The sequence below is a fragment of the Enterobacter sp. JUb54 genome (genome assembly GCF_014298075.1).
GTDB lineage: Bacteria > Pseudomonadota > Gammaproteobacteria > Enterobacterales > Enterobacteriaceae > Klebsiella > Klebsiella lignicola.
In genome coordinates this window covers 570068-594617 of record NZ_CP060418.1, presented here as the reverse complement: position 1 = coordinate 594617, position 24550 = coordinate 570068, and the positions used below count along the sequence as shown (strand labels likewise).

The 24550-nt window shown below is 52.3% G+C and carries 27 protein-coding genes and 2 tRNA genes; 10 read left to right on the top strand and 19 right to left on the bottom strand.

Going from position 1 to position 24550, the window contains the following annotated elements; genetic code table 11:
• The first annotated feature begins 180 nt into the window (after positions 1 to 180).
• Entirely contained in the window at positions 181 to 405 is a 225-nt protein-coding gene (locus HF679_RS02615) for a DUF2594 family protein (RefSeq protein ID WP_004864152.1), read from the top strand.
• A 69-nt stretch (positions 406 to 474) separates the two neighbouring features.
• Here the strand turns inward: HF679_RS02615 and sdiA are convergent, their stop codons facing one another.
• From sdiA to tcyJ, 5 genes are all read right to left on the bottom strand, one after another.
• The gene (sdiA, locus tag HF679_RS02610) at positions 475 to 1197 is read right to left on the bottom strand and encodes a transcriptional regulator SdiA (RefSeq protein ID WP_187042585.1); all 723 of its coding nucleotides are present in this window, start codon (positions 1195 to 1197) and stop codon (positions 475 to 477) included.
• Between the two features lie 473 nt (positions 1198 to 1670).
• Positions 1671 to 2423 (bottom strand): L-cystine ABC transporter ATP-binding protein TcyN, encoded by a 753-nt coding sequence (gene tcyN, locus HF679_RS02605; protein ID WP_123754944.1) that lies wholly within the window; start codon positions 2421 to 2423, stop codon positions 1671 to 1673.
• A complete protein-coding gene (tcyL, locus tag HF679_RS02600; protein ID WP_123754945.1) occupies positions 2420 to 3088 on the bottom strand; it encodes a cystine ABC transporter permease in 669 nt (222 codons plus the stop codon). The genes tcyN and tcyL overlap by 4 nt, the downstream gene beginning before the upstream one ends.
• Before the next feature lie 15 nt (positions 3089 to 3103).
• Positions 3104 to 4090: a D-cysteine desulfhydrase gene (gene dcyD / locus HF679_RS02595; protein ID WP_123754946.1), complete on the bottom strand. Its 987-nt coding sequence runs from the start codon at positions 4088 to 4090 to the stop codon at positions 3104 to 3106.
• Positions 4091 to 4184: 94 nt separating this feature from the next.
• The gene (tcyJ, locus tag HF679_RS02590; protein ID WP_123754947.1) at positions 4185 to 4985 is read right to left on the bottom strand and encodes a cystine ABC transporter substrate-binding protein; all 801 of its coding nucleotides are present in this window, start codon (positions 4983 to 4985) and stop codon (positions 4185 to 4187) included.
• Positions 4986 to 5183: 198 nt separating this feature from the next.
• Here tcyJ and amyA point away from each other — a divergent pair, with 198 nt between their 5' ends.
• Positions 5184 to 6671 (top strand): alpha-amylase, encoded by a 1488-nt coding sequence (gene amyA, locus HF679_RS02585; protein ID WP_187042584.1) that lies wholly within the window; start codon positions 5184 to 5186, stop codon positions 6669 to 6671.
• Positions 6672 to 6717: 46 nt separating this feature from the next.
• On the opposite strand, the gene yedD is transcribed toward amyA, so the two are convergent.
• Complete coding sequence (gene yedD, locus HF679_RS02580; protein ID WP_174508003.1) at positions 6718 to 7158, bottom strand: lipoprotein YedD; 441 nt, start codon at positions 7156 to 7158, stop codon at positions 6718 to 6720.
• Between the two features lie 401 nt (positions 7159 to 7559).
• Here yedD and rcsA point away from each other — a divergent pair, with 401 nt between their 5' ends.
• On the top strand, positions 7560 to 8195 hold the full coding sequence (rcsA, locus tag HF679_RS02575) for a transcriptional regulator RcsA (protein WP_123754950.1): 636 nt from the start codon (positions 7560 to 7562) through the stop codon (positions 8193 to 8195).
• Between the two features lie 66 nt (positions 8196 to 8261).
• Here rcsA and dsrB read toward each other — a convergent pair whose 3' ends face one another.
• Positions 8262 to 8450, bottom strand: coding sequence for a protein DsrB (gene dsrB / locus HF679_RS02570; RefSeq protein ID WP_123754951.1), 189 nt, complete (start codon positions 8448 to 8450; stop codon positions 8262 to 8264).
• 183 nt (positions 8451 to 8633) lie between these two features.
• On the opposite strand from dsrB, the gene yodD reads away from it, so the two are divergent.
• Positions 8634 to 8855: a YodD family peroxide/acid resistance protein gene (gene yodD / locus HF679_RS02565; protein WP_148060391.1), complete on the top strand. Its 222-nt coding sequence runs from the start codon at positions 8634 to 8636 to the stop codon at positions 8853 to 8855.
• 318 nt (positions 8856 to 9173) lie between these two features.
• Here yodD and dgcQ read toward each other — a convergent pair whose 3' ends face one another.
• The 3 genes from dgcQ to HF679_RS02550 form a co-directional block, all read right to left on the bottom strand.
• Positions 9174 to 10847, bottom strand: a complete 1674-nt coding sequence (gene dgcQ, locus HF679_RS02560; protein ID WP_187042583.1) for a cellulose biosynthesis regulator diguanylate cyclase DgcQ — start codon at positions 10845 to 10847, stop codon at positions 9174 to 9176.
• Positions 10848 to 10956: 109 nt separating this feature from the next.
• On the bottom strand, positions 10957 to 11136 hold the full coding sequence (locus HF679_RS02555; protein ID WP_123754954.1) for a YodC family protein: 180 nt from the start codon (positions 11134 to 11136) through the stop codon (positions 10957 to 10959).
• A gap of 110 nt (positions 11137 to 11246) precedes the next feature.
• Positions 11247 to 12158, bottom strand: coding sequence for a DUF808 domain-containing protein (locus tag HF679_RS02550; protein WP_123754955.1), 912 nt, complete (start codon positions 12156 to 12158; stop codon positions 11247 to 11249).
• A gap of 243 nt (positions 12159 to 12401) precedes the next feature.
• Here HF679_RS02550 and yedA point away from each other — a divergent pair, with 243 nt between their 5' ends.
• Entirely contained in the window at positions 12402 to 13313 is a 912-nt protein-coding gene (gene yedA / locus HF679_RS02545) for a drug/metabolite exporter YedA (protein WP_123754956.1), read from the top strand.
• Here yedA and HF679_RS02540 read toward each other — a convergent pair.
• Genes HF679_RS02540 through drpB form a run of 4 tightly spaced genes read right to left on the bottom strand, consistent with a single transcriptional unit; the run spans position 13288 to position 16271 of the window.
• Entirely contained in the window at positions 13288 to 13785 is a 498-nt protein-coding gene (locus tag HF679_RS02540; RefSeq protein ID WP_187042582.1) for a very short patch repair endonuclease, read from the bottom strand. The genes yedA and HF679_RS02540 overlap by 26 nt on opposite strands.
• Complete coding sequence (locus HF679_RS02535; protein ID WP_123755509.1) at positions 13763 to 15196, bottom strand: DNA cytosine methyltransferase; 1434 nt, start codon at positions 15194 to 15196, stop codon at positions 13763 to 13765. Before HF679_RS02535 ends, HF679_RS02540 begins: the two co-directional genes overlap by 23 nt.
• 56 nt (positions 15197 to 15252) lie before the next feature.
• A complete protein-coding gene (locus tag HF679_RS02530; RefSeq protein WP_123754958.1) occupies positions 15253 to 15948 on the bottom strand; it encodes a phosphohydrolase in 696 nt (231 codons plus the stop codon).
• Between the two features lie 41 nt (positions 15949 to 15989).
• The gene (drpB, locus tag HF679_RS02525) at positions 15990 to 16271 is read right to left on the bottom strand and encodes a cell division protein DrpB (RefSeq protein ID WP_123754959.1); all 282 of its coding nucleotides are present in this window, start codon (positions 16269 to 16271) and stop codon (positions 15990 to 15992) included.
• A 594-nt stretch (positions 16272 to 16865) separates the two neighbouring features.
• On the opposite strand from drpB, the gene HF679_RS02520 reads away from it, so the two are divergent.
• Positions 16866 to 17930: a porin gene (locus HF679_RS02520; RefSeq protein ID WP_187042581.1), complete on the top strand. Its 1065-nt coding sequence runs from the start codon at positions 16866 to 16868 to the stop codon at positions 17928 to 17930.
• A gap of 386 nt (positions 17931 to 18316) precedes the next feature.
• On the opposite strand, the gene HF679_RS02515 is transcribed toward HF679_RS02520, so the two are convergent.
• Positions 18317 to 18406, bottom strand: a tRNA-Ser gene (locus HF679_RS02515).
• 87 nt (positions 18407 to 18493) lie between these two features.
• Between HF679_RS02515 and mtfA the strand changes: the two genes are divergently transcribed.
• Together mtfA and HF679_RS02505 are read left to right on the top strand one after the other, a co-directional pair.
• Positions 18494 to 19294, top strand: coding sequence for a DgsA anti-repressor MtfA (gene mtfA / locus HF679_RS02510; RefSeq protein WP_174507992.1), 801 nt, complete (start codon positions 18494 to 18496; stop codon positions 19292 to 19294).
• A gap of 100 nt (positions 19295 to 19394) precedes the next feature.
• Positions 19395 to 19470 (top strand) — tRNA-Asn (locus HF679_RS02505).
• A gap of 162 nt (positions 19471 to 19632) precedes the next feature.
• On the opposite strand, the gene HF679_RS02500 is transcribed toward HF679_RS02505, so the two are convergent.
• Entirely contained in the window at positions 19633 to 20334 is a 702-nt protein-coding gene (locus HF679_RS02500; RefSeq protein ID WP_123754962.1) for an HAD family hydrolase, read from the bottom strand.
• A 283-nt stretch (positions 20335 to 20617) separates the two neighbouring features.
• Here HF679_RS02500 and HF679_RS02495 point away from each other — a divergent pair, with 283 nt between their 5' ends.
• A complete protein-coding gene (locus HF679_RS02495; RefSeq protein WP_123754963.1) occupies positions 20618 to 21529 on the top strand; it encodes a LysR family transcriptional regulator in 912 nt (303 codons plus the stop codon).
• 64 nt (positions 21530 to 21593) lie between these two features.
• Here the strand turns inward: HF679_RS02495 and HF679_RS02490 are convergent, their stop codons facing one another.
• The 3 genes from HF679_RS02490 to HF679_RS02480 form a co-directional block, all read right to left on the bottom strand.
• The gene (locus tag HF679_RS02490) at positions 21594 to 21938 is read right to left on the bottom strand and encodes a carboxymuconolactone decarboxylase family protein (RefSeq protein WP_123754964.1); all 345 of its coding nucleotides are present in this window, start codon (positions 21936 to 21938) and stop codon (positions 21594 to 21596) included.
• A gap of 64 nt (positions 21939 to 22002) precedes the next feature.
• Positions 22003 to 22284: a hypothetical protein gene (locus tag HF679_RS02485; RefSeq protein WP_123754965.1), complete on the bottom strand. Its 282-nt coding sequence runs from the start codon at positions 22282 to 22284 to the stop codon at positions 22003 to 22005.
• A gap of 385 nt (positions 22285 to 22669) precedes the next feature.
• Positions 22670 to 23581 carry a LysR substrate-binding domain-containing protein gene (locus tag HF679_RS02480; RefSeq protein ID WP_174507990.1) on the bottom strand — a complete coding sequence of 304 codons (912 nt, stop codon included), beginning with the start codon at positions 23579 to 23581 and terminating at the stop codon, positions 22670 to 22672.
• A 185-nt stretch (positions 23582 to 23766) separates the two neighbouring features.
• Here HF679_RS02480 and HF679_RS02475 point away from each other — a divergent pair, with 185 nt between their 5' ends.
• Positions 23767 to 24543: an SDR family NAD(P)-dependent oxidoreductase gene (locus HF679_RS02475; protein ID WP_187043023.1), complete on the top strand. Its 777-nt coding sequence runs from the start codon at positions 23767 to 23769 to the stop codon at positions 24541 to 24543.
• Positions 24544 to 24550 lie beyond the last annotated feature (7 nt).

The following is a 24550-nucleotide window of genomic DNA, read 5'->3' as shown; positions in this document are numbered from 1 at the left end:
ACGTAGTAATTAAGGCTTTTTTTGCGAAAGAATACGTATTATTCAGTCAATTAAATGCGCTAACAGCTCTGATGAGAGAACAGATATTACCCACTCCTTTTTTTTCCGCCGCTTGTGGTATACTGCGCCGCCTTAACAGTAAGTATTGCGCAAATGCGCCGATAGCAAACGAGGATATCGATGAGCACTCCAGATTTTTCCACTGCAGAAAATAATCAAGAACTGGCACAGGAAGTGACCTGCCTGAAAACGCTGCTGACGCTGATGCTCCAGGCAATGGGCCAGGCCGATGCTGGTCGTGTGATTATTAAAATGGAAAAACAGATCACGCAGATGGAAGACGAGGCTCAGGCTGCCGTATTCTCCAGCACCGTTAAGCAAATTAAACAAGCTTACCGCCAGTAAAAACAAACCGGCTGTGAGTCTCACTGACAGCCGGTCCCCCACGTCTGACACGCAGAACATCCTACGGGCTCAAATTAAACCAGTCGCCACTGCATAGCAGGCGATTTGTGTTTTATTTGGTGCGTTGAATTTGCGCTGCATATTCTTTTGATGAAAATTAACGGTGTTTTCCGAGATCGAGAGAATAATCGCCACTTCTGCGGATGTTTTCCCTTCCGCGGTCCATTTCAATATTTCCAGTTCACGCCGACTAAACTTCATTTCCGGCGGCATCACCATCGCATCTTCCAGACGTAATAGCGTCAGCAGACTGAGTTCGATCAGTATCCTCAGGCGCATCTCTTGTTCATCGTCAGGATACGGTCCTGCACCACGCTGCTGGCCTGAAACAGACAGGAATCCCTGGGCGTGATTCGGCAAAGTCAGACACTGCGTAACCCCTTTCAACAAACCGTGATCGCGCGCGCCGTTCCACAACTCCGGCGTTTCCCGAAAGAGGCTGTCGTTCCACGGCAGGTGACCACGCAGGAAATTCTCAGCGCGTAGAACCGGGTCAATCGCGAAGAAATTCTCAGCCTGGTAGTGCGACATCCACGCCTGTGGGTAGGTTGATTGCAGCGTAATTCTTGGCCGTGTAAAAGGCACGGGATGACGTACGCATAGCGCAAAATAGTCATATTCCAGGCCTTCAGTTTGTTGCTGCAGGAGATTATAAACCTCTTCTCCACACGAGAATGACTGGAATTGTTGCAGCATTTCCCGCCGCCAGCTGAAAAAATCATTGTCCCTCATAACCGAGCAAATAACCCCTAAGTAATAATCATTATTAGAAATACAGAAAACTAACACATAAATCTTATTTCTATGTATAAAATATCGTATACATCGCACTTATTAGATCGTTAGCGAGATAATCCAGCAGTTACAGGAGATGAGTATGTCGCCTCCGCCTTCACAATCGACGATATATTCCCGATGCCGGCACGCCTTTAGTCGCCGCCCCGTCCCTGAAACCTCCGGCGCGTCGCCCTCCTGCTTTACCGTCACCGATGTTGCCGCAGCCTCGCGGGCCAGGTTCGGTGCGGACGTCTTGCGGATCGGTTCGCCAGTGCGGAGGTAAAATCGCCAATTGGTAAGCGGTGCTTAATTGATTTGCTGGATGCCCTGAGGATTAGCCAGGCAGGTGCGGGCAACAGAGAGTCGGATACAGAGATGGCCAGCGGCATTGCCGCCGCCGGTCAAGGCTGATTCCAGGCTGGTGATGATTACTGCATCAGGAATTTTTCAAGGAACTGACGGGTACGCGGCTGCTGAGGATTGGCAAACAGCGCTTTTGCCGGGCCCTGCTCGATGATGCGCCCCTGGTCCATAAAGATGGCGCGGTCGGCCACATCACGGGCGAAGCTCATTTCATGGGTCACGATGACCATCGTGCGCTTCTCCTGTGCCAGCTGGCGGATAGTGTTCAACACCTCACCCACCAGCTCCGGATCCAGCGCGGAGGTCGGTTCATCGAAGAGGATCACGTCCGGGCGCATCGCCAGCGCACGGGCAATCGCTACGCGCTGCTGCTGTCCGCCGGAGAGACGACGCGGGTAGCTGTTTTCTTTACCCGTCAGCCCGACTTTGGCCAGCAGGTCCCGGGCACGTTCAATCGATTCGTTTTTATCCTCACCTTTGACGATAACCGGCCCTTCGATGATGTTCTCCAGCACCGTGCGGTGTGGAAACAGATTGAAGTTCTGGAACACAAAACCGACATGCTGACGTAAGCGGCGAATCAGCCCTTTCTGCTGGCTGAGGCTGCGCGCGGTATCAATTGTGACATCCCCCACGCGAATGGTTCCGCTTTCCGGCTGTTCCAGCAGGTTAATGCTGCGCAGCAACGTCGTTTTACCGGAACCGCTGGGGCCAATAATGGCCACCACTTCCCCTTCCTGCACATTGAGGTCAATACCGTGCAGCACCGTCTGGCCATGGAATTTTTTCACCAGGTTTTTGACGTCAATGGCACTCATTTTGGATCACGCTCCTGGCGGTTGAGCTGGTTTTCAAAGTAGTTTTGCAGCGAAGACAATACCGTCGCCATCACCCAGTAAATCAGCGATGCGGCAAGATACATGGTGAACACTTCCAGCGTACGCGAGGTAATCAGCTGCGCCTGACGGAACAGCTCAGGTACCTGAATGGTCGCCGCCAGCGAAGTATCCTTCACCAGGCTGATAAAACTGTTGGAGAGCGGCGGCAGGGCCACCCGCGCGGCCTGCGGCAAAATGGCCCGACGCAGCGTTTGCCACGGAGTCATGCCGATACTGGCCGCGGCTTCCCACTGCCCTTTGTCGATAGAGGCGATCGCCGCACGCAGCGTTTCTGCCGCGTAGGCCGCGGTATTCAGCGACAGGCCAATCATCGCGGCCGGGATCGGATCCAGCTCAATACCAAACTGCGGCAGACCGTAGTAGATCATAAACAGCTGCGCGATCAGCGGGGTGCCGCGAAAAATAGAGATATACATCCTCGCCAGCCATTTCACCGGCCACAGCGTCGACATGCGCATTAACGCGAGGATAAAGCCGAGTATCAGGCCAAAAATCATGCCGCCGATACTGAGCTGTAGAGTAAATACCGCGCCCTTTAACAGAAACGGCGCGGAATCGATAACCAGTTGGATACTCTCTTGCATTCTGTATGTTCTGCTTTAGATATGGGGATGATAGGCGAACAACGCCGGCGCTCCGCCAGTGTGAATAAATAAGATGGGTCCTTCATCCTTAAAGCGTTTCTGATTAATCCCATCAATCAGGCCTGCCATCGCTTTGCCGGTATAAACAGGATCCAACAGAATACCTTCCAGCTGCGCCAGCAGCCGCACGGCTTCCATACCTTCATCATTCGGCGTGCCGTAACCAGGGGCGAAATAGTCGTCCCAGAGCTGAATGCCCGCTTTGGCCTGTAGCTCAAGGCTGTTGGCCACCGCCTGCTGCAGCGCGACCACTTTCGGCAACTGGTCCGCGACCTTGCGGGACACCGTTACCCCAATCAGCTCGGCGTCGGGCATCAGTTGTTCGAGGCCTACCGCAAGACCGGCATGAGTCCCCGCGCTGCCGGAGGCAACGACCACGGATGAGATCTCGACGGCCCCTTCGCACTGCTGAGCAATTTCCAGCGCGCTTTCCACATACCCCAACGCCCCAAGCGCATTAGAGCCCCCCACCGGGATCACATACGGGCGATAGCCCTGTGCTTCGATGCGGGTCGCTAACTCTTCCAGTTGCGCATTCGGATCGGTTAGCGCATCGCACATCTCGACCTGGGTGTTAAACAGATCCAGCAGCAGACGGTTGCCGTTGGTCAGATAGTTCTCCGCGCGGGTGCCGATTGGGTTTTCCAGCAACGCCACACAGTGCAGGCCCAGCTTCGCTGCCACCGCGGCGGTTTGACGAACGTGGTTCGACTGAATCGCACCAGCGGTGATTAGCGTATCGGCGCCTTCACGCAGCGCATCTGCCGCCAGAAACTCCAGCTTACGCAGTTTGTTACCCCCCATGGCGAGCGGGGTTACGTCGTCACGTTTGATAAAAATTTCGCGCCCCAGATGGTCTGACAAGCGCGGCAGATATTCCAGCGGCGTCGGTGCGCCGATCAGTTCCAGGCGCGGGAAGCGCGTTAAATTTTGCAGTGACATGGTACCTCCAGACTCAGTTATCTTTATTATGCACGTACTGGCGGACGAAATAAAAAAAGGCGCTATCAGAAGCGCCTTTTTTCACCACTGACCGTTATTGTGTCACGTCAGCGCCAAACCATTTTTCCGACAGCGCTTTCAGGCTGCCATCTTTCTGCATCTCTGCAATCGCGCCATCAACCGCTTTCAGCAGGTCTTCATTGCCTTTACGCAGCGCCACGCCAGATTCCTGACGGGAGAACGCCTCGCCGGTGACCGCGAGGGTGTTGCCGGTTTTCTTCACCAGATCCAGCGCCGCCAGGCGGTCAACCAGAATCGCATCGATACGTCCTACGCGCAGATCCTGGTATTTCGTCGGGTCATCATCATAAGTACGAATATCTACGCCCTGCACGTTCTGGCGCAGCCACTCTTCATAGTTAGTGCCCAGACCAACGCCGACTTTTTTACCTTTCAGGTCAGCCGCGGTTTTGATAATGCCTTCGTTGCCCTTTTTCACCAGCGCCTGAATACCGGAGACGGTATACGGGGTAGAGAAGTCATACTTTTTCTTACGCTGGTCGGAAATCGTCACCTGGTTAATGACCACATCGATACGTTTAGAATCGAGGGAAGCCAGCATACCGTCCCATTTGGTCGGTTTCAGGTCAGCCTTCACGCCGAGATGTTTTGCCAGCTCATTGGCAAATTCAACTTCGAACCCGGTCAGTTTACCGTCGTCGCCCTGATAGCTGAATGGCGGATAGGTCCCTTCCAGGCCAACACGCAGCGTACCGCGATCTTTTATCTGCCCCAGCAGATTTTCTGCCGCGAAAGTTTTGCTGCTGACGCCTGCCATCAAGACTACGGCCATGGCGCCCATCAGCGCCTGACGACCCAGAAGTGCTAATTTCATAGATACCCCTAACAGTGATATTTTCCTGTAGTGTAAGGCGTTTAGCAGCACGCACCAACACCTATACGCTACATCTTATTCCGAATTATTATAACCGTTGCCATTTAGGACATAGCGAAAACTCGCGAAAATTCATCGGATTTGCTGGAGATATCTCATACTGCAAAGGTCAGCTTGATGACGTCTGGAGCACGGAAGATGAAAAACCCCACGTTGTTGCAGTGCTTTCACTGGTATTACCCCACCGGCGGTGAGCTGTGGCGCGAGGTCGAAGCCCTGGCACCGAACCTCAACGAGATTGGTATTAACATGATTTGGCTGCCGCCGGCCTATAAAGGCGCCTCTGGCGGCTACTCCGTCGGCTATGACAGTTACGATCTGTTCGATCTGGGTGAGTTCGACCAAAAAGGATCCGTGGCGACCAAATATGGCGATAAAGCCCAGCTGCTGGCCGCCATCGCGGCGCTGCGACAGCATGATATCGCCGTACTGCTTGATGTGGTGCTCAACCACAAAATGGGGGCGGATGAGAAACAGCAGATCCGGGTACAGCGCGTGGACGAACAGGATCGTACCCAGATTGCTGATGACGTTGTCGAATGTGAGGCCTGGACGCGCTACACCTTCCCTGTCCGGGGCGGGAAATATTCGCAGTTCATCTGGGATTACACCTGTTTTAGCGGTGTCGATCACATTGAAAATCCCGATGAGGACGGCGTTTTTAAAATCGTCAACGACTATACCGCCGAAGGCTGGAGCGACCAGGTCGATGACGAAATGGGTAATTTTGATTACCTGATGGGCGAGAATATCGACTTTCGTAACCATGCGGTCGCCGAAGAGCTGAAATACTGGGCCCGCTGGGTGATGGCAGAAACCGGCTGCGATGGTTTTCGTCTCGATGCGGTGAAGCACATTCCCGCGTGGTTTTACAAAGCGTGGATCGAACACATCCAGGAGGTGGCCACCACCCCGCTGTTTATCGTCGCCGAATACTGGTCGCACGAAGTCGATAAGCTCCAGCAGTACATCGCGATGGTGGACGGCAAAACAATGCTGTTTGACGCCCCGCTACAGATGAAGTTTCACGAAGCTTCCCGCCAGGGGCGCGACTACGATATGAGCCAGATTTTCAGCGGCACGCTGGTCGAAGCCGACCCGTTTCATGCCATCACTCTGGTGACCAATCATGATACCCAGCCGCTGCAGGCGCTTGAGGCACCGGTAGAGCCGTGGTTTAAGCCGCTGGCCTATGCATTGATCCTGCTGCGTGAGAACGGCGTGCCCTCGGTGTTTTACGCCGACCTGTTCGGCGCCATCTATGAAGATACCGGCGGAGACGGGCAAACGTATCGCATCGAGATGCCGGTTATCGAACAGCTGCACGAGCTGATTGATGCCCGTCAACGCTTTGCCCACGGAGTCCAGACCCTGTGGTTCGATCATCCGAACTGCATTGCATTTAGCCGCAGCGGTACTGAAGACGATCCGGGTTGCGTGGTAGTGCTATCGAACGGCGATGACGGTGTAAAGTTGCTGGAGCTGGGCGAAAATTATGGCAACAAACGCTGGAAAGATTTCCTCGGTAACCGCCAGGAGGTGATTGAAACCGACGAAAACGGCTGCGGCACGTTTATCTGCAACGGCGGTAGCGTCAGCGTCTGGGTGATGGAAGAGGTGTTATAGACGTGAATAACGTGCGGGCTGAAGACCGTACCAGCCCGCCGGTTTTTTAGTGCCCGCTCGGGGTCGCTGTTTGCGCCGCAGTGCGTGCCGCCGTGGCTTTTTTCCACGCCTGTTCACACTCAGTCGTTAAGCGATCGACGCGCACCAGGGTCATGCGGTCGTATTGCAGCGTATTCCCCGAACGTTCGATCGGGTAGATATCCAGCCCGGAGGTGACGTTATAGGTCTGGGCATCACGCTGCATCAATTTACCCGGCGTCGCAATTACTCGCTGCCATTGACGGCAATCGAGGGTATCGCCATTTTTGGTCACAATCAGGCTGGCGATGGCATCCGGGCTCATCATTTCACTCTGCGGGCCTTTTGATTGCCAGTAACCTTCCAGCCCGGCAGGCGCTGGCGCTTTGACCACGTCGTTGTAATTATCAACCTGGACACATCCCGCCAGAGTCAACAGCGCACCAGCAATCACTAACTTTTTCATCATTCATCCCAAAAACCGATAAAAAAGTATTGTGGCATTAAAGCGTTAAGCCCGCCACCCCTGTAGCGGGCCGACATTGACCAGGTAGAGAGCATCACCTGGCCGGAATAGCGGCAATATAACGATCATTATTTGCGCAATTAACATAAGGAAATTCTCAAAATACAACATTCGGCGTATGACAGATATACCTGGAATTGAGAGTATTGCCGTTAATTCCCTCACATAACCGCGGGCTGACTTTACTTTGAGAATATTCCAGGCAAATTATGAGAGATATTGAGAAATAGTTTAGACTATCTGATGGTTCCAACGCTGAACCGGATTTATTACCAGGTAAATGGATTTCATCGCGCTTGTCGGCGAGGGATAAATTATCGTTACGTGTTGAATGAGGATGGGTCATGTCAACGATTATCATGGATTTGTGTAGCTTTACCCGGCTGGGATTATTCGGGTATCTGACAAGCAGGGGGATAAAACGACGCGACATCGCTGAAGAACATAGCGTAACTGGACTGGCAAAACTCTGTGATCAAACCTCTCCAGCGGTGGCATTCCTCAATGAGGATTGCTTTATTCATAAAGCGGAGAGCAACCAGCTTATCCGTCAGGTCATTACCGAGCACCCCGGGACGCTATTTGTTATCTTCATGTCACTGGCAAATATTCACTTTGATCGCTATCTGCTGGTGCGCAAAAATTTACTGGTGTGCTCCAAATCAATCACCCCAAAAGACCTTGATGAAATTCTGGGTAATCGTTTGAAATACGATAATTACAACGCCGCGCGGATAAATATACCCACACTATCGTTAAGTCCTACTGAATCGAATATGCTGCAAATGTGGATGGCCGGTTATGGCACAGAGCAAATATCGACACAGATGAACATTAAGGCCAAGACGGTCTCCTCACATAAGGGAAATATTAAGAGGAAAATCCAGACGCATAATAAACAGGTGATTTATCACATCGTCCGGTTGGCAGAAAACATTACCACGGGACTGTATACCCCCTCTCGTGGAGACCGACATTAAGGCCAGGATAGTGAAATAACTGTGAAATAGCTGGCGGCAGTCACCGCCAGTTTTTGGTTTCCCGGGCTAGTCATCCATCTCAACAAAGATGCCGTCGGCATGCCCTATCTCGTTGAAAAACCAAATCCCTAACGGATAGTCTTCCAGCGATACCAGATACATGGTCCCTTCATTAAACGACTCTATTGCCAGAACAACGCCCGATCGACGTGGGCCACCGTCGGTCTTCACCGTGACACGATCGTTCACCTGCATAGCATATCTCCTCTATTTTTGAGCCAGTGTAGAACAAAATGGCCCACTACGCAGCGCCTCACACGGTGACTGGCGTTTTTATCTGCACCTCCGTAGTCACAGGCTTTCGCGCCTCTCCCTGCACAGCAGGATTTTATGCCTATACTTAAAGAGGCAAGATCACAGCCATGCGAGGTAACCATGATGAAAACCGCCAAAGATGATGAGTATGCAGGGAGTAGTGGGGTAAATGTTGATGCCCTGCTGGCGGCGATTAATGAGATCAGCGAGAGTGAAGTACAGCGCACGCGGGACGACCCCTATCATGTCAGCATTAATGGTCGCAGCGATCACACCTGGCGTGAGTTAGCGGAAGCATTTGAGCTCGATATTCATGACTTTAGCGCCACTGAGGTCAACCGCTAAGCACAGGTGAAAAAAATCCCGACTCGCAGGAGTCGGGATGAAACTTGCTAATGCAAGAAGCACTTGAAATTCGTTACACCGGGATATCCGTTGCGTGGGAAACATTATCCTCAATTATTTTGCATGACAAGCCCTATTCATGAGGAAAATTATTGAGCACTGACATCACCTTGTCATCTTTTTACGCAAGGGCTGATGGCATAAGGCTTCGGCGGCATCGTCTTTTCTTACCCACCTTTTCCCTGCGAAATCTTTTTAAGAAAATCCTTATTTCAATTCAGCTACGCCACCAAACCCGGCACGACGCAATGCGCATTTTCAGAGCGTTTCGGCAAAACAGACCTGATTTCGGCCGTTTTGCTTTGCCAGATACAACCGGTTGTCAGCCACTGACTGCAGGGTTTCAAAATTGTACACTCCCGTTTCGTCGCTGCTACTGACGCCCAGTGAGGCGCTGATCCTCAGGCTGGTATCGTTGCACAGAAGAATTTCACGGCTGTATATGCGCAGACGAATGCGTTCAGCGACGGCCCTTGCGACCTGTGACGTGGTCCCCGGCATCACGATACAAAACTCTTCGCCACCGACGCGCCCGGCCAGGTCACCTTCACGGATGTTGCTCGCAATGGTACTGGCCACCAGCGACAGGACGCGGTCACCGGCCTGATGCCCGTGGAGATCGTTCACCTTCTTGAAGAAATCGAGATCGAGCTGGATGACCGAGATCGCCAGTTTCGACTGCTCGCACGTTTTTGCCGCGGCGATGGCCCGGTCGAACAAGGCGCCACGGTTTAACAGCCGGGTTAACGCGTCATGCCAGGCCTGCCACTCCAGTGACTTCTGCAGTACGCTCATATTGCGTACCATCCGCAGGATCACCAGCCAGGAGATGATCAGCATCAACGTGAAAAGCAGCCACATCAGGGTCAGCGCGATGGTAATGGTACCGAAATCGCCGCGTACCCCTTCCTGCAGGGTATGAATACGCAGCAGCACGCCATCAAAGTTGTTGAGTTTTTGCCAACTGATATAGCGCGTTAATAACCGGATACCGCCCCGGTTATCATGCAAAAAAGCGTAGCTCAGCATCGCCTGCTCACGCGGTGAGAGCTGCGCCAGCACATTTCCTTCGTCCGAGGAGACAATCAGGTTCATCTTGCCGTCATACAACTGATACTCCCCTTCCTGCCCGCCTTTGATTGCTCTGACGAGGAACGCTTTCATTTCGCGTACTGAAAAATCCATCGACAGCACGCCGAGCCAGTCGTGCTCGAAATCAAGGGGAATCGAGGCGGTCACCACCGGATTGTCGGTTTGCGTATCCTCATCCAGCACGGTTTGCCAGACGACACCGCGGCCTGGGTTATTGCGCAGCGATTGCCGGGTGAACCACGGGGCGACGATGGCCTTGCTGTACCACTCTTGCGCCAGCGCCAGGCTTTTAGGCGTTTCAGTGGTGGTGAAAAAGCCGCTGCGTGAGATGTAGAGCATACGATCTTTAAAGCCGCGGTTGGTGTTGGCCAGCCGCAGGAGATACCCCAGCTCCAGCGCGGCCATCATCTCATTGCCGGTCTGAGTATCGTTGCGGGATAAGGTACTTTCACTTTCGACAAAGGCGTCGGAAACACCATAGATGGGCAACGTACGGCGGTTATGCAACGCCACAGACCAGATAGGCAGATGCCGTTTGGCCATATACTCTTGCTCAGCATTGCGCAAAATTTCGAAATCTAACGGCGTTTCCAGTGCTGATTGCATGCCGTTGCGAAAGAAAACGATCCGATCGATATTGAACTGCAGCAGGCTGTCCATTTCGTGGCTGACGTTTTCGAGGTTGTTGCGCTGATTAGTGACGTAGGCCCCTTCCAGAACCATCACTTCGCGCCAGATCAACAGCGTAGAGAAGAACAACACGATGACAAAACAATAGTTGACCACATGTCCCGGGTTCGAAACGCGGAGAAGTTTGCTTACCCACAGCGGTTTATCCATCGTTCTCTCGCAGTACAATCACGGACAGCAACGTCATCAACGCTCCTTGTCGGTCGCTTCAGGAATAAAACAGTAAAACGCCCGACGTATGCCGGGCGCTATGTGCGGTTCAGGTCACGTGATGCTGCCTGCCTTCCCCGCGCACTAACTCATCTTCACGGAATGCCTCGCGCTTCACGCCATAGCCGTCATACCAACGACACTCGACCATTCCATTGGCGAAGCCCGTCACCACCATCCGTGGCCCTCCGTTCTTTCGCCGCACTTCATCACTGACCAATAATACCATTTTTTAGTCCGTCATCTGGGAGAAACAGTTTCACCATAGACGATGCCGGGCATTTTTGCATAATCGCCAGACGATATTACTGCGATCTGTTTTGTAACGCTGTTTTACGCTTACTGCGACGCGGTACGCAGCCCGGAAATCATCTTCACGCCCGCCAGCACCACTCCACCGACGATAAAGCCAAGTACCAGGTTGACCCCCGTAGGCAGCAGCGACGCGATAATCCCGGACTGGCCATGCGCCAGTTGCTCAATCGCATGATGTAACGGCGCAATACCATGCACAATAATCCCGCCGCCGACCAAAAACATCGCCAGTGTACCGACGACAGAGAGCAGCTTCATCAGTCGCGGAGCAACCGCCAGCAGGCCTTTGCCGACCCACTGCGCCGCCGCGCTGCTTTTTTCCACCAGCCAGTAGCCCATATCGTCCAGCTTCACGATAACGCCCACCAGGCCATATACACCCACGGTCACCAGAATGGCAATCCCTGACAGAATCAAAATCTGGTTTAACAGCGGCGCGTCAGCCACAATCCCAAGCGTAATCGCTACAATTTCCGCGGACAGGATAAAGTCGGTGCGTATTGCCCCTTTTACTTTATCGCGTTCAAACGCCAGCGGATCCTGTTCGGCCAATGCTTCCAGACGCTGCTGGCGGGCCTGCGGGTCTTCTTTGTGTTTACGTGACTGCAGGCTGTGCAGCACTTTCTCGACCCCTTCGTAGCACAGGAATGCGCCGCCCAACATCAGTAACGGCGTGATCGCCCACGGAATAAAGGCGCTGATCAATAATGCCAGCGGCACCAGGATGATTTTGTTCAGGAACGAACCTTTTGCCACTCCCCAGACAACGGGTAATTCGCGGTTGGCTCGCACACCGCTCACCTGCTGAGCATTGAGGGAGAGATCGTCGCCCAGCACCCCGGCGGTTTTCTTCGCCGCGAGTTTTCCCATCACCGAGATATCGTCAAGCAAGGTGGCAATATCATCCAACAGCGTTAAAAGACTACTTCCTGCCAAAATTACATTCCTTCATTTATTGATAGTGAACAACGTCATCCCTTTGGCTGTCATTCAATCTGCAGCCGCCACGATGAGATGCCTTGTCAGCATAGAGTATGAGTGAAAAGTGCTTTTTCGCCCAGAGGGTAAAATAGTCAATATAAATTTAACAACTTACCTACAATTAAACTTCTCGCCAGCACGATAGTTTTCACGTTTACTATATGCCTCCTTTCTTTCTCAGTACCGCCGTGAGGACGTATGTCTACCCGCCAGCTTTTGCCGCTCATCGGGGCGCTGTTTGCGCTTTATATTATTTGGGGATCTACCTACTTTGCCATTGCCATTGGCGTCGCCAGTTGGCCTCCGCTGATGATGGCCAGCATCCGCTTCCTCTCTGCCGGTGCGGTGCTGCTCGCCTACCTGCTGGCAACGGGCCACAAGCTTCCCCCGCTCAAACCGCTACTCAATGCCGCCGCGATCGGCATTCTGTTGCTGGCAGTGGGCAATGGTTTTGTGACCCTGGCCGAACACCAGCATGTACCTTCAGGTATCGCGGCGGTGATGGTCGCGACCGTGCCGCTTTTCACCCTCTGCTTTAGCCATTTCTTTGGTATCGCCACCCGCAAGATTGAGTGGCTGGGGATCGCGATCGGTCTGGCGGGCATCATTCTGCTTAATAGCGGCGGCAATCTGAGCGGCAACCCATGGGGCGCCCTGCTGATCCTGATTGGCTCGATGAGCTGGGCGTTCGGCTCCGTTTACGGATCACGCATTGAGCTGCCGACGGGCATGATGGCTGGCGCCATTGAAATGCTTGCCGCCGGGCTGGTGCTGGCAATCGCCTCATGGCTGTCAGGTGAAACCCTGACTCAAATGCCGTCGTGGTCCGGTATTTTAGCCGTGGCCTATCTGGCGATTTTTGGCTCGCTTATCGCCATCAATGCCTATATGTACTTAATTCGCAACGTCACCCCTGCCGTGGCGACCAGTTACGCCTACGTTAACCCGGTGGTGGCGGTCTTGCTGGGAACCGGTTTTGCCGGGGAAAATCTGTCACCGGTGGAGTGGCTGGCGCTGGGGATCATTATTTTTGCCGTGGTGCTGGTCACGCTGGGGAAATACCTGTTACCCGCCAAACGTGAAGTCACGCCTTGTGAGGCGCCAAAGTAGGCCCCTGGCCGGTAATGCCGTGAGTATCGATCTGCGCGTGGCACCCGCCACCGCAGATCCACTCCTCGAGACGTTCAATCAACGCCTCACCGCTCAACTTACGCCGCCCGCGCAATGCGCACTCCCAGACGATCAGCACCCGCCATCCTTGCGCCTGCAACAGCGCCATATCACGGTGATCCCGCGCGACGTTCTTGCCAATTTTATCCAGCCAGAATTCCGTACGCGTTGCCGGTACTTTAAACAGATAGCAGTCATGGTGATGCCAGAAACAGCCGTGGGTAAATATCACGCAGCGATACGCTTCGACTACAAAATCCGGGCGACCGGGCAACGCGGCATCCTGCACGGTAAAGGTAAACCCGGCCTGCGCGAGTAGCGCCGCAAGACGCTTTTCAATCGCCGTATCGCGCTGGCCGATGGCGCGCATATTTTTGCTACGCGTGGCTTTATCGTGAACGTCCAGCGTCATCTTCCTCAGCGTTGCGCAGTGCCACGGCGCGGGCAATGCGCGGCGCCAGCAGTTTCGCCACCGCGGCAAACACCGGCACCACTACCGAGTTACCAAACTGGCGATAGGCCTGGGTATCGGAAACAGGAATGCGGAAGCGATACCCCTGAGGCATTTCAAACCCCATCAAGCGTGCACACTCCCGCGGGGTTAAGCGACGGGGGCGACGCTGCTGGTTTTGCGGATCGTCGAAATGCTTTTCACCCAACGCGCGGTCCCAGCCACGATCGACCAGAATCTCGGCGCCATCTTTGTAGTAACGGGCAGACAGCGTCCGCGCCACGCTGTGCGGGTTTTGCGGGTCGACTAAGCCGTAGCCAAACCCGTTGCCCAGCGCCTGATGCTTACGCGCATAGTTATAGAGATACTTCCAGAGCACCGGCGTCAGGATAAATTTGGCATCGACCGTGGGCTCCAGCAGCTCGCCAAAGGTCGGGCGCGCCGAAGGATACTGAGTGGCGATATCGCGAAGGGTGAATCCATCGTGCAGCTGCAGATCACGGCGAAAACCAACCAGCACAATTCGTTCGCGATGCTGAGGCAAGAAATGGCGACCATCGATCACTTTCGGATCGTCCGGGCCGCTGTGCCCGGCATCGGAGACGGCATAGCCCAGCTCATCCAGCGTCTGCATGATGATACGGAAGGTCCGCCCTTGATCGTGGCTTTTCAGGTTTTTGACGTTCTCGAGGACAAAAATCGGCGGCTTGCGGGCGGCAATGATTCTGACGACATCAAAAAATAGCGTCCCCTGGGTTTCACAGGCAAATCCGTGGGCCCGACCGAGGGCATTTTTTTTCGAGACGCCGGCCAGTGAGAAGGGCTGGCAGGGAAACCCCGCCAGCAAGACGTCGTGTTGCGGAATAACGTCGCGAATATGCTGCGCGGCGTCATCGTCACTGACGTCCAGCCGATGGCTCTGCGTGATATCGCGAATATCGTCATTGAAACGATGCTGCTGCGGATCGCAATACCAGTTGGCTTTGTAGGTCCGTACCGCATGTTTGTTCCACTCGCTGGTGAAAACACACTGCCCGCGGATGGACTCAAAGCCGCTACGGATGCCGCCAATCCCGGCAAAGAGATCGACGAAACGAAAGGCATAGTCAGGATGGTGGGCCGGCGGCGACGGCAGCATCGTCGACAGATGTGCGTACTCTTTCGCGGTTATCCGACCGGCCGCTCGCTCAACCGTCGCTACGCGTTTTAAGATTGCCGGGCTCCAGTGCCTGTCGCCGACGGCCAGCAGATGCGCCACCAGCGTTTTGACATCATAGACAGCCATCAGTCGGCGTAACAGCGCCTGCGCGGCCTCCCCGGAATGTTCGAGAGGCACGGCGAGGCTCTCTTCCTTAGATAAATTTTGCGGCATAACCTCAACCAACCCGGACATTTTTGCAGAGATTACCACAAATAGCGCGGCCAGTTTCAGGCCTGTGGGTCAAAGCGTCTTAAAACCGCGTCATCCACCGACAGCGGGTCCCCCTGAAGCTCGGCGCTGAGTTTAGCCATAAACTGCACGAGAAAACGCGCGTTGTGCCGCGCCATCTCTTTGCCCTTCTCTGTTTGCATGGTTTCAGGCAGACGCAGCAGCTTGCACTGAAAATGGTCCAGCGCATATTTTTTGTCATTCAGCTCACGTCTGTCCGCGAAGGGATCGTCGGCATCAAACAAGATGTTATTTAATGCGCCGGAAACGGCGAAGACGCGGGCCAGCCCAATGGCGCCTAAGGCCTCCAGCCGGTCGGCATCCTGGACAATTTTGGCCTCTTCACTACGTGTAGGAATTGCGGCACTGAAACTGTGCGCTTCAATGGCATGGTACACGGCAGCGTAGCGTTCCTTCGGAAAGTCAGGAAACGACGTCTGGAGGATCTCCAGCGTTTTCTCTGCCGCCATCACCGAAGAACGGCTACGTTCGGGGTGGTTTTTCGCCAGACTGATAATGTCATGGAAATAACAGGCGGTCAGAATAACAAGAGGGTCAACCTGGCGTGCTTCGGCCAGTCGTTGCGCGGTTCCCCAGACACGTCGGAAGTGCGAAATATCGTGGGCGGAGTCGCCCTGCGAATGGTGCCCGGTTAGCCAGTTTTCAAATCGTTGCTGCCAGTCAAGCAATGCCATGCGGAATCCTCAGAAAAAGGTCTGCGCTGAGCATAGCAACTTTATTCACGATATTCATAGGTCCTGGCGCCAGGTCGGGTATACCAGGCGATAGCTCCCAGGACGGCCCCTACGAGGCTGAGCACGAGGAATCCCAGCAAAGCACCGATCCACTTACCGGTGGTTGATCCCAGGTCACCATCGATCGCCGTGCCGGGTGAACTTTGAATCCTGCCGACAACCCACCAGTAACGCAGCATTGCCCAGATAAAGTAACCGCAAAAGGCATAAAAAACCCACAGTGCAAGCTTCCCACCTGGGCCCCGTTTCGCTTTCCCTTCCATTACCCGTTCTCCTTTTACTGAATGTGAAGACGAAACATCAGCGCACGCCAAAAAGGTGACACGCGTCACATTATACTGTGAAAAAGGTGATGCAACAGCATCTTCTGCGACCAGAAAGCGCCTTTTCTCAAGGGATGAGCGGCAATACGTCACCTCTTTCTGAAGGGATGCAAACAGCATCGCAATATCAGGGGCTGTAAAAAACAGGCTGCAGGAAGTGAACATATTATTTCCGCGCCGCGTTTAACGCTGACGCAGGAAATATTTCACATATGAATTCACATCCTTCGCATCAAATAAACAACAGTAATACCTCACCTTAAAACAATAAATAAAGCGCATTTAATCACCACAACGCACATCCGAGCAATGCAATCATAAGCCATTGCTATAAAACCAATAAATATCAAAAATAATCAAACCAAGACTCATACACACAAAATATAAACATTCAAAATGAAACATTTTGTAGTATTTGAAATAAATTACTTACATTTTAGACTTAAATAAAATTGAACCTTATCGATAGTATTAAATTGTTTTCTGCATGACATTGTTTTATTCACGTTAATGATAATACAAAGGGAATTTATAATGAAAAGAAAAGCTCTGGCAATTCTGGTACCCGCTTTATTAATCGCTGGCACCGTTAATGCAGCGGAAATTTATAATAAAGACGGAAACAAACTGGATTTTTACGGAAAAATGGTAGGTGAACACATTATCACCAATACCGATGATGATGATAGTAATCATAACTCTGAGGACACCTCTTACGCGCGTTTTGGCGTAAAAGGTGAAACGCAGATCAACAACGAACTGACCGGCTATGGTCAGTTTGAATACAACCTCAAAGCCAATAAACAAGAAGGCGAACAGGGAACCGCAACCCGTCTGGCCTTCGCGGGTCTGAAATACGCCGACTTTGGTTCATTTGATTATGGTCGCAACTATGGCCTGATTTACGATGCCTTAGGCTATACCGACATGTTCGTTGAATGGGGTGGCGATGGTCTGGTTCATACCGACAACTTTATGACCAGCCGTACTGTCGGTGTCGCGACCTACCGTAACAGCGACTTTTTCGGCCAGGTTGATGGCCTGAATTTCGGCCTGCAGTATCAAGGCAAAAATAACAGCACCCCAAAGTCTAACGGTGACGGCTATAGCCTGTCTGTTGACTACAGCATCGACGGGTTTGGTTTTGCTGCCGCTTACGGCAACTCAGACCGTACCCACGAGCAAGTAAGGGATCGTAAAGGCGAATCGGCAGAAATCTGGAGCGTTGCGGCGAAATATGACGCCAACAGCCTCTATACCGCGGTAATGTATGCTGAATCCCATAATATGACCCCGATGGCAAATGGCATCGTCGCCAATGAAGCGCAGGGCATTGAAGCCGTTGTTCAGTATCAGTTCGATTTCGGTCTGCGCCCTTCCCTTGGCTATGTTTACACCAGAGGTAAGGACCTCGGGAACAACAATGGCAGGAATGCCGATATGAAGAACTATGTTGAACTGGGTACCTGGTACTACTTCAACAAAAACTTCAACGTCTATACCGCTTACAAATTTAACCTGCTTGACGAAAGAGACCACGACTACACTGGCGCCGCCACTGACGATCAGTTTGCTGTCGGTATCGTCTATCAGTTCTGATGCTGCGATAACCCCTACTTTAAGCCCGCGAATGTGCGGGCTTTTTCGTTGTGCAGCCTCTCCCCTTTCGCCACCTCATAAGCGCCTTTGGCTCAAGGCTCCCATTCGACCACAAGATGTTTCAGAAGAGACCTACGGCGAAATCGTCGCCAATGGCACATTTTTAAATGAATGCGACACGAATGGGATCACACGACTAAGTTCACAAAATGAAGGAGATACTGGCAAACCGCTACCTTGGAGGATAGCGAAGTGATAACTTATACAGGCGTGAGATATGCCCGTTCCTGTCCAGTAAGCGCCAACATTCATTGGCATACAGAATGGTATGCAGGACAAAAGCGTGGAGTTAAATGATTTTTAAATCAGGAAGGTAAAGAAAGAAGTGGCGGAGAGAGGGGGATTTGAACCCCCGGTAGAGTTGCCCCTACTCTAGTTTTCGAGACTAGTCCGTTCAGCCGCTCCGGCATCTCTCCGCTGAGGTGGCTATAATGCCAGGTTCTTTGGCATTTTAATAGTTCCTGTCTCTTTAAATCCGTTCAAGTGACGACTTTGCGAGCAATATGATGTTTAAATGGCCCTGGAAAGTAGATGAAGAGTCCGGCAACGCAAAAATACCATGGGAACAAGCGCTTGCCATTCCTGTTTTAGCCAATCTTTCCGCGCAAGAGCAGCGGGAACTGGTGCAGCTGGCTGCACGTTTTCTGCAACAAAAACGCCTGGTCCCCCTGCAAGGTCTTGAGCTTGAGCCGATCCACAGCGCCCGTATCGCGATGCTGTTCTGCCTGCCGGTACTTCAGTTGGGTATTGAGTGGCTGGATGGTTTCCACGAGGTGCTGATCTACCCTGCCCCATTCGTTGTTGATGATGAATGGGAAGATGACATTGGTCTGGTCCATAACCAGCGGGTCGTTCAGTCCGGGCAGAGCTGGCAACAAGGGCCGATTATTCTCAACTGGCTCGATATTCAGGATTCTTTCGACGCCTCCGGGTTTAATCTGATCGTGCATGAAGTCGCGCACAAGCTGGATACACGCAATGGCGATCGCGCCAGCGGGGTACCGTTAATTCCTCTGCGCGAAGTTGCCGGGTGGGAGCATGACCTCCACGCGGCGATGAATAACATTCAGGATGAGATCGATCTGGTAGGAGAAAGCGCCGCCAGTATTGACGCCTATGCAGCAACGGACCCGGCCGAATGCTTTGCCGTACTGTCAGAATATTTCTTTAGCGCACCGGAACTGTTTGCTCCGCGCTTCCCGGCGCTGTGGCAGCGTTTTTGCCATTTCTATCGTCAGGATCCGTTGCAACGATTACGTGAAAATGGCCTGTTGGATGGCGAAGACAGCCAGGTTGTGCACTAAAACAACGGTTTGTCTTAAATTTAGCCATTTGAATCAGTGGCTTAATTTTAGTGTTGACACAAAAATGCGGGGCCAGTAGTATGCGCCTCGTTCACACGATTCCTCTGTAGTTCAGTCGGTAGAACGGCGGACTGTTAATCCGTATGTCACTGGTTCGAGTCCAGTCAGAGGAGCCAAATTTAGAGAAGCCCGCTTAAGGAAACTTAAGCGGGCTTTTTGCATTCTGCGTAGCTGGCAGACAGTAACCACCTGTACCTGCCTGAAACGAATGTCCGTCAGATATTGATGGTCAATTCAAAAGCCATCAAGAGTATGATTTTAGCCCCAAATACCAGGCGTCACGCCGTCGCGCTCACTGCCACAACGCGGCCTGACCCGAATGAAACCTCGACATCACTCCCCGGCCTTGAGTTCACTTCAGCACTGGTAAAATCAGGAATCGCAAATCTGGCACCACACGCAATCAGCTCAGCGCGACCGATTCCAACGCAAAAAGTACCGGCTGATACCGCAGAGGTTACACCACTCCTGGAGTCCTCAAAAACAAGCGCTCTTTCAGGTGTGAGCGCCAGCCGCTCGGCAGCAAGAAGATAGGGATCGGGAAATGGCTTTCCCCGAGTCACGTCATCCCGTTCGACAATAACTGAAATGCAATGCTGAATATGGAGCATCGCCGTCACACGGTCGATTTTCTCCCTCCAGCCGCTAGTGACAATTCCAATACATACTCCGGCTGCATCCAGGGAGGTAATCAACTCGGTAACACCAGCAATGGGTTCATAAGCTGCAGTATTTTCAACACGAATAATATGAGCCTGAACTTTTTTCCTGTCGTTAAGTGACAGGTCGCTAAAAAGTGCCTGGATGGTATGTGGTCCGGGTTGCCCGTGGATATGCCTGACTATATCCTCTTCAGAAATTGTCTTACCATACATTTCAGCCGCTTCGCGCCAGGCTCCTTCAATAACCGCATTTGAATCAATAAGTACGCCATCCATATCAAACAATACCGCTGAAATTTTATTTTTGAGGTTATACATGTACCATATCCTTGTTATTAAAACGGCGGATTTCAGACAGATTCGAAATAACGACCATTTGCCCTGATATCGTGCCCAGAAAACCGGTGATGACAGTCAACATCAAACTCACGGGGATACATCTGTCGCCTGTACTACCGAGAAAATATTCTACGGTGGCCAAAAGAACCGTGAATTCATACAGGCAATAAAAACATAGCCATGGTATCTTTATTGCTGTAGGTTTTTATGATGCCCGCGTTATTATCACTTGTATAATTCCATTATTTTCTGGGTCCTATAAATGAAAGGCATAGATGTAAAATTACTACGTGCTTTTGTGACACTGGCCGAAAAAGGAAGCTATGTTAGCGCTGCAAAAACACTGTTCCTGACACAACCGGCCTTGTCCCGACAAATACAGACGCTCGAAAGGTTAACTGGCGGACAACTTTTTCTACGTGGTCGCCATGGTGCAACATTAACAACATTCGGATCGCAACTTTTCCCAAAGGCAAATGAGATTTTGCAATCTCACGCTGATTTTTTAACGTATGCGAAAGAGCTAAAGCATGGTCGCCATGACAGGTTATTTTTAGGATTTGGTGTCTCGTCATTTCATCATGTACCTCGCTGGATAAACCAATTTCATCAACAGTTTCCTGAGTGCGAAGTGGTTATCAATCAAATGCCGTCAAGCGTGCAAATAAAAATGCTACAGGAAGGTGGCCTGCACATGGGATTTATCAGAATGCCGGCCACCAACGCTCTCTCCTCTCAGGTTATTTTTAGCGAAGTTCTCGCTCTCGCCGTACCGTCAGTGAATCATGTTGAATCCACAAATCTTCAGAATGCGTTGTCAACCTACCCGCTTTTTCAGTTAGACTCGCTAGCCAACCCGTGCCTGGCTGAACAAACAGCGTTGTTTTTGAAAAATAACCAACTACATGCCAACCTGGTTTCTGTTACAGGGGACATGATGACACTACTGGCATTGGTTGCCGGTGGAAATGGGGTCGCCTTTCTACCTGAAAGTGCGAAATATTTCTTACCTACAGGAGTAAAAATGATACTTCCGACTCAAAATCCTGTTCGATGGGATATTGCTGTTGTATGGAATCCGGAAATAATAAGCCACTGGCGAGATGATTTTCTGAAGATGGCGATAGTGTGCGATAACTACTTGACAGATAATAGCGCTGAACAGGTGGTCTGATATTCGATCATTATCTTGTCGGAACCGAATGACCACCTATCCCTTTCGACAATCAATAAATATCCTACGCCTTCGGCAACGCGTCAAAGGCATCAAGCGCATGCGCGGTGTACGTTAGCGCGGCTCCGGCATTCAGGGAAATCGCAACCGCTAACGCTTCGGCGATTTCTTCACGTGTCGCGCCCTGTTTTGCCGCCGCTTTTACATGAACCGACAGGCACCCGTCACAGCGAGTCGTGATGGCCACCGCCAGTGCAATCAGTTCATGGGTTTTAGCATCAAGGTGACCCATCGCTGAAGCGCCGGCATCCATTTTCATCAGGCCTTTCATAAATTCAGGCTGTAGCCTGGCGTAGTCGCCCACCACGCCCAGCAGTTCGTCACGATGTTCATTCCAGTTCAACAACATAAAAGTCTCCAGCGACAAGGTGAAGGAAGAATGAGGGTCAAACCGCCACTCTTCCGGGTAAACGTTATGCAACCTGATAGATACGTACATCCGGTGCCGCGTTGAGATAAGGTTTCAGAGCTTCAACCACATCATGATTAAACAGCTCAGAACGCAGATAATCCTCTGCCTGCGCTACCGTTTTAAAACCATGTAACACCTGCACATCTTCGGGACGAATCAGTAGCGCTTTTGATTGCGCTCCCGCAATCGTCTCCAGGAACGGCGCTTTATATTTCAGGTAAACAGCACCAGCCGCCGCACGGTTTTCTTCACTGATATTCAGCGTGATCTGCAAATAAGCCATTTCTCACTCCTTGTTTAAACCAATGTCGAAACGTGCACCGTCAGACGCATGCACCGCTCCGCAGTCAGTGAAGAGACAAGCCAGGCGTTCTGCTGCGGGCCGTTACTCAACAAGAATATCTTTGTCGATATAGTGAGTACGCTAGCCGGCAGATGCCTCAGAGTCGAAGCCCTCTATGCTCTCCACGGTTCACGCATTATGTTGAGGTGCCGGCGTTTGAACAAATGAGATAATCTTGATAAACAGGAAAGAAAAACTATCTGGTATGGTGCAGAGTGAAGTTTCAACCCGTAATGAAAATGATGACGTTACCGCCCGCGATGACGGTTACACGCGGGCGGCGGCAGTACGTCATGTCAACTGCGAAGATGGGGAACTGCAACGGTCACTGCTCTGGTTTCACATCATGGATCAGCCAGTCGTGGAGGATTTTCACTTCAGGTCGCATCTGCGAATGTTCCGACATCACCAGATAATAGGACCAGGTGAGCGGCCAGCTAACATCGCTAAACAGCACGCGCAACTGATGGTTATCGATCGCCTGCTGAACCAGCGCCCGCCGGACCAGCGCCACTCCTCGCCCACTCAGGGCAGACAATATAACGGCGGAGGTCGAGTTAATATGCAGGCCGCTCATGCTGGCTGGCGGCGCACCGACCTTTGCCAGCACGGTGTCCCAGGAGGGGAAATGGGCACCCGGATGTGGCGTATCATCATGGATCAGCTTTTGCTCTGACAACCATGCCGGCGTGCCGTCTTTGATATCGGGCAACAGCAGCGGGCTGCAGACCATCACCACATCTTCATCCATGAGCCACGTTTTGCTTAACCCGGTCCAGTCTCCGGGGCCGCAGCGGATGCCCATATCGGCTTCCCCGTGCACCACATCCATGAGTTTCTCGGTGACATCGAGCCGGATATCAATGTTCTCATGCTGTTCCGAAAAGCGATTCAGACGCTCCATCAGCCAGTTCATCATCAGTACCTGGGAAGCGGTAAGCACGATAACTGAACGAGATTTTCTTCCTCTCAGTTTATTCAGACCGCGCTCCAGGCTGTCCAGCCCCTCGCTGATATCCTTTAAGGCCTCCTGCGCTTCACTGACTAATGTCAGCCTCTCCTTGCCGCTGCGCACCCGATGAAGCAGCGGATAACCCACCCACTCCTCTAGCGATCTGACGAGTTGCCCGACCGCGGCAGGCGTGACGCCCAGCTCTTCTGCTGCTCCAGTAAAACTGCCGTGACGTGCCGTTGCCTCGAAGGCGTGTAGCCATTTAAGCCGGTTGAGCGATCGCATGATGATTATCCATAAAGGGGTTTCGTTTATTCTGGCACAGAACCAGCAACATGAAATAGATTTTCTATCTCGCTATTAAATATCTTCTGATTCGCCAGCCGAATACGAAAGTGTGAATATGCCGCCACAGAAAGGTGAGCCATCGGCCATCTTCACATCACAGAGCAACCAGTACAGAGGTTATGATGACAACATCATTTGCAGGTAAAAAATTGTTAGTGGTCGGCGGCACCAGCGGCATGGGCTTTGAAACGGCAAAATACGTTCTGAAAAACGGCGGCAGCGCGGTGCTGGTAGGCAACCGCCAGGATAAAGCAGAAGAAGCGCGCCGGGTATTATCTGCCCATGGGCAGGTGGACATCATTGTTGCCGACCTGATGAGCGCGCAAGGCATGCAGCATGTCTGCGATATCATCAATGCCGAACACCAGGATATCAGCCTGCTGGTAAACGCCGCGGGTGTCTTCTTCCCGAAACCATTTACCGAACACGAGACGGCTGACTATGATATGTACATGAATATCAACCGTGCCACGTTCTTCATTACCCGTGACGTGGTGCGCAATATGGTCGCGGCGGGGATCAAAGGATCGATTGTTAATATCGGCTCAATGTGGGCGCATCAGGCGATCGGCGCCACCCCGTCCTCTGCTTATTCGATGGCAAAAGCCGGTCTGCATGCGCTGACTAAAAACCTGGCTATCGAGCTGGGTGCGCAAGGGATCCGCGTCAATGCCGTCGCCCCTGCGGTGGTTCACACACCGATTTACGAAGGCTTTATCCCGAAAGATGAGGTGAAAGAGGTCATGAATAGTTTTGACAGCTTCCATCCGATCGGCCGCGTTGGCTCGCCGGTCGACATTGCCGAAACCGTGGCGTTCCTGCTGTCCGACAATACCGGTTGGGTCACAGGCGCCATCTGGGATATTGACGGCGGCGTTATGGCTGGGCATCACGCCTGATTGACGG